We start from the raw sequence: 12785 nt of genomic DNA on the forward strand, positions 1-12785 counted from the left end.
GATATGGTGGGCTTGGTTCCTCAGCAGGAGGCGGACATGGTGCGGAGCAGCGTTCTCGCTGGGGCGACGAAGGTGGATCCCGTTCCTGCCCACCGTGGTGCGCTGAGGGAGGCCAGTCGTCTGGGTGCCGACGACGTCGAGGCGGTGTTGCGGACGGCTGATGGCTCTGAGCTGGTGCTTCCTTCGGAGCTGGCCCGGATACTGATCGCTTCGGCCGGTGAGCTGGCTGCCGGGCATGCGGTAACGGTTCTTGCGTCGGAGACGCAGCTGACCCCGACGGAGGCCGCCGAGCTGCTCGGCCTGTCCCGGCCGTTCGTGGTCCGGCTCCTGGACTCGGGTGAGATCCCATCGGATCGCCTGCCCGGAAGTACCCATCGGGTGGTGCGTCTTGCTGATGTCCTGGCGTTTCAGGCTCGGAGGGAGCGCAGGCGGGAAGGCCGTCGGCGCATCGCGGACACGGTGGAACAGGCCGATCTGCCCTACTGATCGGTGACAGTCGGCAGGTGGCGGAGGGGAAGTCGTCCCGTGCGGGTCTTCGTGGATACCAATGTGCTCTTCCCGTTCTCGGTGATGGACCTGATGCTGGCTCTCACCGAGGACGCGGTTCACGAGCTCGTGTGGTCCGAGCGGCTGCTGGCCGAGTGGGAGCGTGTGATCGTCCGTGAGCAACGGCGCTCGGCGGCCTCGGCCGCGGCGGTCACGGGGGTGATCCGTGAGTTCTTCGCCGACTGCGAGGTTGGCGAGCATCGGTACGCGCATCTCGTTGATGTCATGCCGGGAAGCGACCCGGATGACCGGCACCACGCGGCAGCTGCGATCGCGGGCGGCGCGGGCTCGTTGATCACCTGGAACCTTGACGACTTCCCTGCCGAAGAGTTGGCAGAGCATGGCCTGCGCGTCGTAGACCCGGACAGTTACCTCTGCAGGCTCCTCGAGGAGTGGCCGCGCGAGGTGCGTGCGACGGTCATCCGGCTGGCGGCGGAGAAGCGCAACCCCCCTGTCACTCTTCACCAGGTTCTCGCCCGCCTGGCCAAGGCGGGTGTCCCGCACTTCGTCGACCGTTTCGGCGAGTAGGTCGCCCGTGGGCTCGCTCCGGCGCGGAAGGCGGGTGGGATGCCACCCGCTATGGGCACGTCGAGGGCACGCGGCACCGAAATGGTCTAGACAAGCAGTGAGCCCCAGGCCGTTGACCTGGGGCTTCTTCATGGAGCGGGTGACGAGAATCGAACTCGCGCTCTCAGCTTGGGAAGCTGATGTTCTACCATTAAACTACACCCGCGCAAGATCCAGATCCGCTCCGTCGGAGTGGTCCGGACGCTCGCTCACTCTACCTCATGCCAGGCCCCCGGTGTCCAAGACCCGGGGGCCTGACCGTGTTTCAGGATGTTCCAGGGTGTGGAAGACGCTGCGGGGGGCAGACGGCGGGGCGTACGGTGAGGCCGTGGCGTACGTCCGGGGTGCCGCCTGGAGGGCCGTTCCTTTCATCCCGTAACGTGGCTTTTGTCGTCAGGGCAGCAAGCCAGACGCGGTTCTTGGGGAAGGGACTCTTGGACTTGATGGAGCGCACCGTCGTCCGCTGTGCCGATGGGCACGTGTTCACCGCCACCTCGTTCCCGATGCAGCAGGCCGAGCGCCTCGGCCCCGGCCGGCTGCTGCGGTGTCCGCGCTGTGCGCGGCTTCGCAGCGTCGTGCCGGTGACCTTGCAGAAGCGGTAGCCGGCAGCTGTAAGCAGCGGCGGGGGAAACTCGCAGACAGAGGGCGTGGGCGCGTGGGGCGGCCGGTTTCGGCCGTCGCGCGCGCCTTGCGTATTCTCGGGGCGTGCTTCTCTCAGACAAGGACATCCGGGCCGAGATCGACGCCGGACGGGTGCGGATCGATCCCTACGACGCATCCATGGTGCAGCCGTCCAGCATCGACGTACGTCTCGACCGCTTCTTCCGGGTGTTCGAGAACCACCGGTACCCGCACATCGACCCCTCCGTCGAGCAGGCGGACCTCACCCGGCTCGTGGAGCCGGAGGGGGACGAGCCGTTCATCCTGCACCCCGGTGAGTTCGTGCTGGCCAGTACGTACGAGGTCATCACGCTGCCCGACGACCTCGCCTCCCGGCTGGAGGGGAAGAGCTCGCTGGGGCGGCTCGGGCTGGTGACCCACTCCACGGCCGGCTTCATCGACCCCGGGTTCTCCGGGCATGTGACCCTGGAGCTGAGCAACCTCGCCACGCTCCCCATCAAGCTGTGGCCCGGCATGAAGATCGGGCAGCTCTGCATGTTCCGGCTCAGCTCGCCGGCCGAGCACCCCTACGGCAGTGAGCGGTACGGCTCCCGCTACCAGGGGCAGCGCGGGCCCACGGCCTCGCGGTCCTACCTCAACTTCCACCGGACGCGGGTGTGAGCGGCGTGCGCGAGAACCTCAGCTACGAGCAGTTCGGCGTCGCCGTCCGCGAGCTCGCCCAGACCATCGCCGACGACGGCTACCGGCCGGACGTGGTGCTCAGCATCGCGCGCGGCGGTGTCTTCGTCGCCGGCGGGCTCGCCTACGCGCTCGACTGCAAGAACATCCACCTGGTCAACGTCGAGTTCTACACCGGCGTCGGCACCACGCTCGAGATGCCCGTCATGCTCGCGCCCGTGCCGAACGCGATCGACTTCACCGACAAGAAGGTGCTGATCGCGGACGACGTCGCCGACACCGGCAAGACCCTCAAGCTGGTCCGCGACTTCTGCCTCGACGCCGTCGCCGAGGTGCGCAGCGCCGTCATCTACGAGAAGGCGCAGTCGCTGGTGAAGTGCGAGTACGTGTGGAAGCGCACCGACGCGTGGATCAACTTCCCGTGGAGCGTGCAGCCGCCCGTGGTGCGGCGGGACGGGCAGGTGCTCGACTCCTGAGGCGGGCGGTGCCGGGGCCGGAACAGGAAGAAGGGGCTCCCCTCGGGGAGCCCCTTCTTCCTGTTCCGGCCGGTCAGAACGTGCCGAGCTTCACGATCGACAGCAGCGCGATGAGCTGGATGGACGACGCGCCCAGGGCCTTCGGCCAGGGGAGGTCGTGGGAGCGGCTGACCATCAGGGTGAGCAGCGCGCCGCCCGCCACCCAGGTGGCCCAGCCGAGGAGCTGCACGAACATCGCGTCGCCGCCCGCGAACATGGCGAAGACCAGGCGCGGGGCGTCGCTGAGGGACATGATCAGCATGGACAGGCCGACCGTGGGCTGCCACGCTCCGTTGCCGCCGAGCTGGCGGGCCAGCGTGTGGGTGACCACGCCGAGGATGAACGCGCTGAGCACCATCGCCACGGCCGTCGTCAGCACGATCGGGATCGCGTTGGACAGCGTCGCGTTGATGGCGTCCTCGCGGGCGCCGTCGAAGCCGAAGACGGCGAGCAGGCCGTAGAGGAACGTCACGATCAGGGCCGGGCCCCACACCGTGTAGTCGCGCATCTGGAAGAACGTCCGCTGCGGGGACGTGACGATGCCCTTCAGCAGGTCCTTCCAGGGCAGCCGGGGGCCGACCGGTCCGGGGGGCGCCTGGTAGGCGTCGTCCGGGTGGTAGTGGTCGTCGATCGAGAAGGCCTGGGTGTGACCGGGGTTGTTGGCCGCGTACGGGTCGTGCGGGGCGCCGTGCGGGCCGGGAGGGTAGCCGCCGTCGCCGAAGTACTCCGGCTCGCCGTGTCCGCCGTAGCCGCCCGGTCCGCCCTGGCCCGTGTGCGGCTGCGGCCACGGGCTGCCGCCTCTGCCGTGTCCGTGGGCGGGAGGCTGCGGCGCCGGGGGGTAGCCGTACGACGGCGCCGGCGGTGCCTGCCGCCCGTGCGGGGGGTGGGGCGGTCGCGCCTGGGGCGCCCCGTCGTTGTTCCGTCCGCGTCCGATCCTGAATCCAGCCACGTCCTTGAACGTACCTGTTCCCGGGCGGCCGTGTGTCCGGGGCCGGCCACCCGGCGGGGCATTGCTGCCGAGCTGTGACATCCCCTAAGGGGAGTACCCGGACCGGTACCCGGGCCCACCCGAGGCGGGCCCGGCGGGGGCGTCAGGAGGTGGTGTGGGACGGGCCGAAGAACTCGATCTCGGCGATCGCCACCTGCTTCTCCGGGCCGGCGCCGTAGGCCGACCGCAGGACGAAGCGCACGGCCGTCACCTCGCCGACCCGGAACGCTCGGCGCTGGCCGCCCGCGCTCTGGTCCAGGGTGAGGGTCCGGGTGATCTTCTCGCCGTCGGCGCGGGTGATCTGGGCGTCGATGCGGCGCGGGAGGGCGGACTCCGACAGCTCGTTCGCGCGGGTGGAGGTGCCGGGGGTGATCACGAGGTCCAGCAGGCGGGTCGGCTGGTCGAAGGTGACCTCCAGCCACTCGCCCTCCGCGGCCTGCGCGATGCCGGGGCCCCACCAGGTGTTGTTCAGCTTGTCGAAGGCGAGGCCCGCGCCGTGCCCGGTGTACGAGCGGGACGCCTTCACGGCGGACGGACCGACCGGGGCGCGCTTGGCGAAGTGGTCGCGGGTGGCCTGGATCATCGTGCCCAGGTTCATCACCAGGGCGACGACCAGGCCGATCACGACGGCGGCGACGACCCAGTTCCAGACCCGGCCGAAGCCCCGGCGCAGGCGCGGGCGTTCGCCCGCCCAGGCCGGCTCGGCGGTGCGGTCCGCGAACATCCGGCGCCACCACGGCAGCCGCTGCGGGGCGTCCTCGCCGCGGCTCATCGACATGGCGCAGCGCGAGCAGAAGTGCCGTTCGGGGCGGTTGAGGGTGGAGCACCAGGGGCACGGCACGCCGCCCTCCGCGTCCGCCTGCGGGCCCACGGCGCGGACCTGGGGGCGGCGGGCGGCGGTGCGGCCGGGCAGGACCGGTGCGACGGCGGGGTCCTCGGGCGCCTGCGGTCCGGGGTCGGCGACGGGGACGAGGAGGGACCTGGCCCGTTCGGCCGCGTCGGAGGCGGAGGCGGGGGCGGAGGCGGAGGCGGAGGCGGGGGCAGCGGGGGTGGGGGCGGAGGAGGGGCTGCCCGCCTCGCCGTCGCCCCTGCCGGGGCCGCCGGCGTCGTCGTTCCCGTCGTGGTCGGCGGGCCGCACGTGGGGGAGGGGCTCGGTGTCGTCCTCCGGCGCGGTGGACTGGTTCCGGTCGTCGGTGCGGGGAGCGGCCGTCCGGTCCGGGTCGCCCGTGCGGGGTGCCGTTGCGCGGTCCCGGTCATCGGTGCCAGGTGCCGCGGCACGGTCCCAGTCGTCCGTGCGGGGCGCGGTGGCGCCCGGGGCTCCAGTGTCACCCGCAGCCGCATCACCCCCGGCCGTACCGGCTGTACCGGCCGTACCGGCCGTCGCGGTCCGCGCCGCCGCCGTGGGCCGGGGGCGGCCCGCGCGGCTCTCGCCGGCCCAGCCGAGGACCGCCCCGCAGGAGTCGCAGAAGGACTGGCCGGGCTCCGCCGGGGTGCCGCAGTCGGCGCAGCGGGAGGCGGGCCGGCCGGGGCCGGGGGACGGGCTGGTCATCGGTCGGTGGTCCTTTCGGCGGCGGTCGCGGCGATGACCTCGACCGTGTACGGCATGTGGGCGGGGCGGGCGGCCGCGACGAGGGTGTCCAGCCGGTGGTGGTCGGCGGGGGTCGGGTCGGGCAGCGTGAGGGAGACGTGCAGGTGTGGGCGGCGGTCGCCGGGGACCGGGCCGAGCGGGCGGGCGTGCCAGTCGGCGGCGCCGCTCTCCCTGATCTCGGGCGGGACGCCGAAGACCAGGCGCACCGCCTCGGACAGGCCGTGCCGGGTGCCCCGTACGCGGTGCAGGCGGGCGGCGGCGGCGACGGCGGCCCGCAGGCGGGGTTCCGCCGGAGGGGCGCCCGCCGGGGTGGTGTCGTCGTCGATGCCGTCGGTCTCGGCGCCCACCCAGTCGGCGAGCCAGCGGGTGAAGTCCAGCGGGGCGAGCGCCGGGTCGAAGTACGCGTCCAGGTTGTCGAGGACGACCAGGAAGGGCGCGAGGACCTCGTCGAGTCCGGCGACGAAGCGCTGCGCCAGGTCGTCGTCGGCGAAGATCGCGGGCAGCATGGGGCCGATCGGCGCGGAGGAGCCCAGCCCGTCGACGGAGCCCCTCATGCGCCGTCCCCGATCACGCGGACCCGGTGGTCGAAGGAGAAGACGAGGGACGGGGCGGACAGGTCGATCCGGTCGGTGGCCTCGCCGCGCTTGCCGGTGATCGGGTCGGCGGGGTGGAGCAGGACCTGGTCGACGAGTTCGACGCCGGGGACGCGCTGGAGGACGGCGAAGATCTCGCCGGCCTGGACGGGCCGTCCGAAGGGCCAGCCGGTGCCGTCGGCGCCGCCGGTGAGCGGGTCGAGGTGCCGGTAGAGGGCGTCGTGCGCCTGGCGGCGGACCCGGTCGGTGTCGGTGCCGCGGAAGGCGTGCACGGTCGCGACGACGGTGACGCCCTGGTAGTACGGCGGGCCGACGGCGAGGCGGGTGCCGATCAGCCGGCGTTCGTCGAGGTGGCGGGTGATGCGGGAGAGCAGCGCGTCGCCGGGGACGAGCTGCTCGAAGCGGAGCCGCCCGCCCGGGTCGGGGACGGCCTGGGGGACGACGAGGACCCGCACCGCGTAGGCGCCGTGTTCGCTCTCCTCGCCCTCCAGGCAGGTGATGCGGGCGGTCTCGGGGGCGGCGCGGCGGGCGAGCTCCTCGTAGTCGCGCAGGGTGACCGCGCGTTCCTGGGCGCGCAGGGTGATGGGCGCCCGGCGCTTCGCCTCCTCGACGGTCTCGCCGTCGACGCCGCCGCGCGCGGCCTCCCGGTTGACGACCTCGGCGACGTACGGCACGGAGCGGCGCAGGACGCGGACGGCGCCGCGGGCGACGTTGCCGGCCCTGCCGCCGCCGGTGCGGTAGCGGCGGGCGCGGATGACGGCGCCCTTCGGGGGGACGGCGCCGTACTGGCGCAGGGAGCCGTCGGGTTCGCGGACGGCGGGGCCGAAGGCGATCTCGCCGGTGGTGGCGTCGAGGGTGATGTGCCGGTCGCGGGGGCGGGAGCCGGCGAAGTGGGGGACGACCTCCCAGTCGGTCCAGCCGTCGTGCTCGGCGGTCTGCAGCAGCACGGGCGGGGTGTCGCCCACGACCGGTGCGTGCGCCAGGCGGAGCCGCTGCCCGGGCAGGCCGGTGGACTCGCCGAGCGGTTCGTCGTGGACGGTCTCGGCGTGCACGGTGGAGGTCGTGCCGCCGAGCGTGTACGCCTCGGCGGCCCGCACGGACGGGGAGGTGGTGTAGAAGGGCTGGCCGGGGAGGGGTTCGGTGACCCGGCAGCGCAGCCAGCCGCCCTCGTGGCCGCCGTTGCGGGAGAGCACGTGCCCGCCGGGGACGTGCAGCACGACCTCGCCGGGCCGGTTGAGGCCGCCGGTGACGTCCCGCTCGACCTCGCACTCGGCCCAGCCGTCCTCGGTCCACGCCTCCCACACCAGCGGCGGCTGGCGCGGGTCGACGCCGACGCCGTCGACGCGGCTGTCGAGTTCCAGGGCGACGGCGCAGTGCGGCACGGCGCCGCTCAGCCCGAACAGCATGCAGTCGCCGGGCCGCGGCGCCTCGGAGAAGCACAGCACGTCCTTGCCCTCGGCGAGGTCGTCGGTGCGGTCGGCGACCGGCTCCCCCTGCTGCTGCACGGCGAGCCTGCCCAGCGAGCAGGGCACGAGGACGAGTTCGCGTTCGGTGGCGAAGACCACGGCCTCCTCCCGCTCGGTGCGGGTGGTGGCCACCTCGGTGCCCTCGGGCAGCACCACCGGCTCGTCCTGCGGCGCGGACAGCCAGAAGGTGACGTCGGTGCGCGCGGCGGTGGGCGGGAACAGGGTGACGCCGACGAGGTCGAGGAAGGCCAGGTGGTTCTTCTCGGGCACCCGGTTGAGGCGGTAGACGATCTGGTCGGCCATGTGCGCGACGGTCTCGATGAGGGTGACGCCGGGGTCGGAGACGTTGTGGTCGGTCCACTCCGGGGCGCGCTGCTGGATGTAGCGCTTGGCGTCGTCGACGAACTGCTGGAAGCGGCGGTCGTCGAGGTTGGGGGAGGGGAGGGCCATCAGCGGTCGCTTTCGGGGTGGGGGCCGGACTCGCCCGCGCCGGCCGTGCCGCTCGTGCCGGGCTCGTCGTGGGAGGGGATGACGTAGAAGGGGAAGACGAGGCTGCGCGGGTTGTTGGTGCCGCGGACGGAGTAGCGGACGTCGATGTGCAGCACACCGTCGCCGGGGCCCGCGGTGACCTGCACCTCCTCGACCTCGATGCGCGGTTCCCAGCGGTCGAGGCTCGTGTACACCTCGTGCTGGATGCGGCCGGCGGTGGCCTCGTTGACGGGGGCGAAGACCAGCTCGTGGATGGCGCAGCCGAACTCCGGGCGCATCGGCCGCTCGCCGGGCGCGGTGGCCAGGATGAGCCGGATGGCCTCCTCGATCTCCTTCTCGCCGCTGACCAGGGCGATGCCGCCGGTGGGTCCGATGCGCATCGGGAACGCCCAGCCGGAGCCGACGAACTGCTCGGCCATCAGATCACCGGCTTTCCGTTGGCGGTGAGCAGGCCCATGACCGGCACGGTGGCCGCGCGGATGCCCACGGCGGCCGCCGCGTTGATCTGCACGCTGCCCAGCGCGGTGAGGCTGGCCAGGCCCATGGCCTTGAGGGAGAGGGCGCCCTTGGCGTCCACGGAGACCGCGCCGACGGACGAGCTGAGGCTGACCGTGCCGCGGCCCTGGAGGGTGAGCGGTCCGCCGCTCTTGATGGTCACCGACCGTTTCCCGTTCAGGGTGAGGTCGGTGCCCGCCTCGACGGAGACGGAGCGGCCGCCCTTGATGACGACGGTGCCCTCGCTGTCGACGGTGATCTCCGTCTTGGTGCGGTCCAGGTTGATGACCAGTTTCTCGTCGCCGGAGACCACCCGGACGCCCTGTTTGCGGGCGCCGTTGGTCTGGCTGAGCAGGTCGACGCGGTTGGCGTCGCGGTCGGACAGGGTGTGCCGGATCGCCCGCCGTTTCACGTTGTCGTGCAGCGGGACGTCCCGGACCGGGGACGGCTTGTCCACGCCGTTGTAGAGGCCGCCGATGACGAACGGGTGGTCCAGCGCGCCCCGGTCGAACGCGACCAGCACCTCGTCGCCCACGTCGAGCGGGAAGACGCCCCCGCCGCGCTTCCCGCCGAGCTGCACGGTCCGCGTCCAGTCGGAGACGTACGTGTCGTCCAGCCACGGGAACCGCAGCTTGACCCGGCCCTGCTTCAGCGGGTCCTGCACGTCGGTGACCAGGGCGTTGGCGACGCTCGGCAGGCGGGGCGCGGCGGCCGCGGAGCCGCTTCCGCCGCCTCCGGAGGTGAGCCCGAACAGGGAGCGCCACTGGCGGCCGCTGACGGTGATCCAGGTCTCGTAGTGCTTGCCGTCGCCGAACACGTGCCGGGCGGACGTCACCGTGTACTTGCCCTCGAAGGGGGCGCCGACGTCGGTGAGGGTGACCGGCACGCCGGGGCGCAGCTTCGGGTTGCCGCGCACGACGACCTCCAGCTCGGCGAAGGACGAGGTGACGTCGTCGGCGAGGGAGTCGGCGGCGTGCTTCACCTCGTTCTGCCGGTCGTACGGCTTCTCCGTCTCGACGAGGGTGACGGTCCCGAAGGCGGAGGCGGCCTTCTGCGGGGTGGTGCCGATGGCGATGCCGGGGTGGGCGGTGGTCGGCGCGGTCGCGGTGAGCTCCTTCTTCGCGACGACGTCCCAGCCGCGCGCCTCGACCCGCCCGAACTGGTCGGCGGCGGTCACCGCGGCCCGGCAGCGCAGCACGTCGGCGCCGGCCTGGAGGACGTACGGGCTCTTCTCGCCCGGGGTGCTGGTGGGCGGTGCGCCGGACGCCGGGTCGGGGCCGGTGAACTGGAAGCGGCCCTTGGCGTCGAGGGACATCACCCGGTCGTTCTCGTCGGCGAGCCGGGACAGGAAGTCCCAGTCGGTGACGTTGGCCTGGCTGATGAACTCGTAGACCGTCCTCGTGCCCTGCACGGTGCCGACGGCGAGGCCGTCCTGCGCGGCGAGCGTGCGGGCGATGTCGGACGCGGTCTGGTTGCGGTAGGCGGCGACGCGGCGGCGGCGCATCATCCGGTGCCCGCGGTCGTACCCGCGGATCACCGTGAAGGTGCCGGTGCCGTCGTAGTCGGTCTCCATGCCGGTGACCTCGCCGGTCAGCAGCGGGTCACCGGCGCCCTTGCCGTGCGCGACGGGCGCGATCACCACCTCGGTGCCGAATTTGACGCCCAGTTTGCCGAGCACCAGCCCGTGCGCGTCCCGGAACGTCACCCGGAACGCGCCCGGCACGCCCGCGCCCAGATCGACCCAGCCGCCGACCAGCAGCGGCGCGAAGTACGGCGGTACGGGCTTCCCGTCGAAGGTGACGTCGACGATGTTGGAGAAGGAGGGCTTGACCATCAGTACGCGACCTCCCCGGCCGCCGGAAGGATCAGTTCGGTGCCGTTGGGCAGCCGGGACGGGTCGTCGATGTCGTTGGCCTCGGCGATCGCCCGCCAGGCCGCGGCGTCCCCGTACTCCCGCCAGGCCAGCGACTGCAGCGTGTCGCCCGCGACGACCCGGTGCACGCGCCGCGCGGTGAGCGCGCCCGACGTCGGGTTCTGGCCCTTGGTCTGTCCGGGGATCTCGTTCAGCTCCACCTGGCAGGCCGCCCGGATCGGCACACCGGTGGTGCCGAACAGCGTGTACGCCGCCTGCACACTGCCGATGTACGCCGTGAACCGCGCCGTCGAGAACGACCCCCACTCGAACACCACCCACGGCGTCGACGGCTGGTCCGCCGCGATGGACTTCGCGGTCACCTCGCAGCAGGAGAACAGCGCCTCGACCTTCTTCAGCACGCTGCTGTCGCCCGGGTCGCCGGAGGAGTCGAGGAAGATCTCCATCGACAGGCTCCGTCCCTCCACGCCCAGGAACTCGGGCAGCGGGCCGTCGCGCAGGGCGGCGGACGGGGTGCTCTTCCAGTGGGCGCGGCGGCTGAGGGTGAGCTGCGCCGGGTTGAAGTCGAAGTCGAAGGTCTTGATCAGACCGCCCGGTGTGGTGCTGTCGCCGATGGGGGGCTCGTGGATGGCGAGCGTGGCGCGCACCAGGCTCTTGCCCGCGCCGCCCCTGGAGCCCTTGCCTCCCTTGCCTGCCATGTCCTTCGTCTCCGTCCTCGGTGCGGTGGTGTGCTGGTCGTGCTCGTGGTCGTGGTCGTGCTTGTGCTCGTGTGTCGGGTGGGGCGTGGGTCAGTCGGTGAAGCCGTGGTGGGCGATCTCCAGGACCTCCGTGGCCACACCCGGGTTCGCGGGGTCCAGGGAGGGCCCCTGCCAGCTCACCGGCAGCACGTCGATGAGCCCCCAGCGCGCCACCTCGGAGCCGTCCGCGCGCAGCGCCGAGATCTGGGCGGTGGGGCGGGTGACGCCGGTCGTCACGGACGAGATCCACGCGGCGACCTTCGACGTGTCCGGGGTGAGCGGGCGGGTCAGCCGGATCGTGGAGAAGGTGACCCGGGTCGGGAGCTGCCACACGAACCCGTTGTTGCCGCCCTCCTGGTACTGCTCCACCTCCACCGTCGACGCGAGACCCTCACAGCCGTTGAAGGCGCCGAGGCTCTCGCCGTCGATGGTGAGGGTGAAGAAGATCGTGGATCCCGGATCGAGATCGCTGGGCATCGCGGGGCCTTTCGGGGCGGGTGGGGCGGTCGGAGGGGCGGGCAGGAAGGGCGGGCAGGAGGACGGGGGCGGGTCAGGCGCGCGGGTCGCGGAGCCGGCCGATGCGTTCCCGGTCCATCCGCAGCTCGGTGCGGAGCAGACGGGTGAGCGGGCCGACCAGACGGTGCGTCAGCTCGTCGAGCTGCCCGTCGGTGAGCGCACGCGGATCGAACGCCGGCTCACCGCGCGAGCCCCTCGCCCCCGGGTGCGGGTCACGGGCGCTGTACGGCGGGGGCGGCCCCGGATCGTACGGCGGGGGCGGCGGAAGCGGCCCCTGCGGGGGTGGGGTGTCGGGGGGCGTCGGCTGCGGGGTCGGGGTGGGGGCGGGGGCGGGGGTGCGTTGGACGGGGGGCGGCGGGGGTGCCGAGGGGGGTGCCGCCGGGGTGGGGGTGGCCGGGGTGGGGGTGGCCGGTGTCGCGCGTTGGACGGGGAGGGAGGGGGGAGCAGCGGATCGTGCGGGGGGTGCGGGGGCAGCGGTTGGCGCGGGCCGGAGGACCGGGACGGCGGGGGTGGGGGCACGGAGGGGGACGGGGCGCGTGACCGCGGCGCGCGGGGGTGTGGGCGTGGACGCGGGGGTGGGCGAGGGCGTGGAAACGGGTGCGGGGGAGGGGATGGGTGAGGGGGTGGGCGTGGCGGTGGTCGGCGAGGCGGTGCGCTGGACGGGGGTGGTGCCGGGAGCGGTGGCGGTGCGCTGGACCGGGGTGGTGCTCGGCCCGGCGGGGGTGGGGCTTTGGGGGGTCGGTGGAAGGGGCTGCCGGGGGGAGGGGCCGGGCAGCGGCGGTACGGATGTGGCCCGGGGCGCGGGCCCCGGGGTGGCCGGAGTGCTCGCACGGGCGGGGCTCGGCGCGGGCGCGGTGCTGCGTTGCAGGGGGGCGCCGAGGCCGGGGCGTGCGGCGGGGGTGGTTCCGGGGCGCGGGGCGGCGGGCGCGGGGCGGTGCTGTGGGGGTGTGGGGGCGGCCGGGCGGGTGGACGTCGACGGGGTGGGCCGGGTGAGGGGGCGCACGGGGGTGCTCGTCGTTTCGCTGCGGGGGGCCGGCGCGGGGGCGGGCACTGCGGTCCGGTCCTCACCGGTCGGGGCGGATGCGGTGGCCGGGGCTTCGTCGGCCGGGGTGG

The 12785-nt window shown here is 73.3% G+C and carries 13 protein-coding genes and 1 tRNA gene; 5 read left to right on the forward strand and 9 right to left on the reverse strand.

Translation table 11 applies throughout. The features are described 5' to 3' along the window. Positions 1-36 precede the first annotated feature (36 nt). Entirely contained in the window at positions 37-486 is a 450-nt protein-coding gene (locus tag ACWH4W_RS06810) for a helix-turn-helix domain-containing protein (protein ID WP_473074902.1), read from the forward strand. Positions 487-525: 39 nt separating this feature from the next. Continuing rightward, positions 526-1074, forward strand: a complete 549-nt coding sequence (locus ACWH4W_RS06815; protein ID WP_473074903.1) for a VapC50 family PIN domain-containing toxin — start codon at positions 526-528, stop codon at positions 1072-1074. Between the two features lie 131 nt (positions 1075-1205). Here the strand turns inward: ACWH4W_RS06815 and ACWH4W_RS06820 are convergent. Further along, positions 1206-1279 (reverse strand) — tRNA-Gly (locus tag ACWH4W_RS06820). Positions 1280-1556: 277 nt separating this feature from the next. On the opposite strand from ACWH4W_RS06820, the gene ACWH4W_RS06825 reads away from it, so the two are divergent. The 3 genes from ACWH4W_RS06825 (at position 1557) to ACWH4W_RS06835 (ending at position 2888) form a co-directional block, all read left to right on the forward strand. After that, positions 1557-1715, forward strand: coding sequence for a hypothetical protein (locus ACWH4W_RS06825; RefSeq protein ID WP_167534416.1), 159 nt, complete (start codon positions 1557-1559; stop codon positions 1713-1715). 103 nt (positions 1716-1818) lie between these two features. Beyond that, a complete protein-coding gene (gene dcd, locus ACWH4W_RS06830) occupies positions 1819-2394 on the forward strand; it encodes a dCTP deaminase (RefSeq protein WP_473074904.1) in 576 nt (191 codons plus the stop codon). Then, the gene (locus tag ACWH4W_RS06835; RefSeq protein ID WP_473074905.1) at positions 2391-2888 is read left to right on the forward strand and encodes a phosphoribosyltransferase; all 498 of its coding nucleotides are present in this window, start codon (positions 2391-2393) and stop codon (positions 2886-2888) included. Before dcd ends, ACWH4W_RS06835 begins: the two co-directional genes overlap by 4 nt. A 73-nt stretch (positions 2889-2961) precedes the next feature. On the opposite strand, the gene ACWH4W_RS06840 is transcribed toward ACWH4W_RS06835, so the two are convergent. The 8 genes from ACWH4W_RS06840 to ACWH4W_RS06875 all read right to left on the reverse strand — a co-directional run bounded on the left by ACWH4W_RS06840 (position 2962) and on the right by ACWH4W_RS06875 (position 11633). Beyond that, positions 2962-3957: a Yip1 family protein gene (locus tag ACWH4W_RS06840; protein WP_473074906.1), complete on the reverse strand. Its 996-nt coding sequence runs from the start codon at positions 3955-3957 to the stop codon at positions 2962-2964. A gap of 61 nt (positions 3958-4018) precedes the next feature. Continuing rightward, the gene (locus tag ACWH4W_RS06845; RefSeq protein WP_473074907.1) at positions 4019-5464 is read right to left on the reverse strand and encodes a zinc ribbon domain-containing protein; all 1446 of its coding nucleotides are present in this window, start codon (positions 5462-5464) and stop codon (positions 4019-4021) included. Next, complete coding sequence (locus tag ACWH4W_RS06850; RefSeq protein ID WP_473074908.1) at positions 5461-6057, reverse strand: phage tail protein; 597 nt, start codon at positions 6055-6057, stop codon at positions 5461-5463. The genes ACWH4W_RS06845 and ACWH4W_RS06850 overlap by 4 nt, the downstream gene beginning before the upstream one ends. Then, positions 6054-8012, reverse strand: coding sequence for a putative baseplate assembly protein (locus ACWH4W_RS06855; RefSeq protein WP_473074909.1), 1959 nt, complete (start codon positions 8010-8012; stop codon positions 6054-6056). Before ACWH4W_RS06855 ends, ACWH4W_RS06850 begins: the two co-directional genes overlap by 4 nt. Further along, positions 8012-8470 (reverse strand): GPW/gp25 family protein, encoded by a 459-nt coding sequence (locus ACWH4W_RS06860; protein ID WP_473074910.1) that lies wholly within the window; start codon positions 8468-8470, stop codon positions 8012-8014. Before ACWH4W_RS06860 ends, ACWH4W_RS06855 begins: the two co-directional genes overlap by 1 nt. Further along, positions 8470-10380, reverse strand: coding sequence for a VgrG-related protein (locus ACWH4W_RS06865; protein WP_473074911.1), 1911 nt, complete (start codon positions 10378-10380; stop codon positions 8470-8472). Before ACWH4W_RS06865 ends, ACWH4W_RS06860 begins: the two co-directional genes overlap by 1 nt. Next, complete coding sequence (locus ACWH4W_RS06870) at positions 10380-11117, reverse strand: CIS tube protein (protein ID WP_473074912.1); 738 nt, start codon at positions 11115-11117, stop codon at positions 10380-10382. Before ACWH4W_RS06870 ends, ACWH4W_RS06865 begins: the two co-directional genes overlap by 1 nt. A gap of 90 nt (positions 11118-11207) precedes the next feature. Beyond that, positions 11208-11633 carry a phage tail protein gene (locus ACWH4W_RS06875; protein WP_024886434.1) on the reverse strand — a complete coding sequence of 142 codons (426 nt, stop codon included), beginning with the start codon at positions 11631-11633 and terminating at the stop codon, positions 11208-11210. Between the last annotated feature and the right edge of the window lie 1152 nt (positions 11634-12785).

It is taken from the genome of Streptomyces sp. DSM 120436, assembly GCF_055778765.1.

Bases quoted from the DNA above. Each gene is read 5' to 3' on its own strand.
- ACWH4W_RS06875 (WP_024886434.1), bottom strand. From the start codon at position 11,633: ATGCCCAGCGATCTCGATCCGGGATCCACGATCTTCTTCACCCTCACC.
- ACWH4W_RS06855 (WP_473074909.1), bottom strand. From the start codon at position 8,012: ATGGCCCTCCCCTCCCCCAACCTCGACGACCGCCGCTTCCAGCAGTTC.
- ACWH4W_RS06870 (WP_473074912.1), bottom strand. From the start codon at position 11,117: ATGGCAGGCAAGGGAGGCAAGGGCTCCAGGGGCGGCGCGGGCAAGAGC.
- ACWH4W_RS06840 (WP_473074906.1), bottom strand. From the start codon at position 3,957: ATGTCACAGCTCGGCAGCAATGCCCCGCCGGGTGGCCGGCCCCGGACA.
- ACWH4W_RS06845 (WP_473074907.1), bottom strand. From the start codon at position 5,464: ATGACCAGCCCGTCCCCCGGCCCCGGCCGGCCCGCCTCCCGCTGCGCC.
- ACWH4W_RS06810 (WP_473074902.1), top strand. From the start codon at position 37: ATGGTGCGGAGCAGCGTTCTCGCTGGGGCGACGAAGGTGGATCCCGTT.
- ACWH4W_RS06860 (WP_473074910.1), bottom strand. From the start codon at position 8,470: ATGGCCGAGCAGTTCGTCGGCTCCGGCTGGGCGTTCCCGATGCGCATC.
- ACWH4W_RS06865 (WP_473074911.1), bottom strand. From the start codon at position 10,380: ATGGTCAAGCCCTCCTTCTCCAACATCGTCGACGTCACCTTCGACGGG.
- ACWH4W_RS06825 (WP_167534416.1), top strand. From the start codon at position 1,557: ATGGAGCGCACCGTCGTCCGCTGTGCCGATGGGCACGTGTTCACCGCC.
- ACWH4W_RS06850 (WP_473074908.1), bottom strand. From the start codon at position 6,057: ATGAGGGGCTCCGTCGACGGGCTGGGCTCCTCCGCGCCGATCGGCCCC.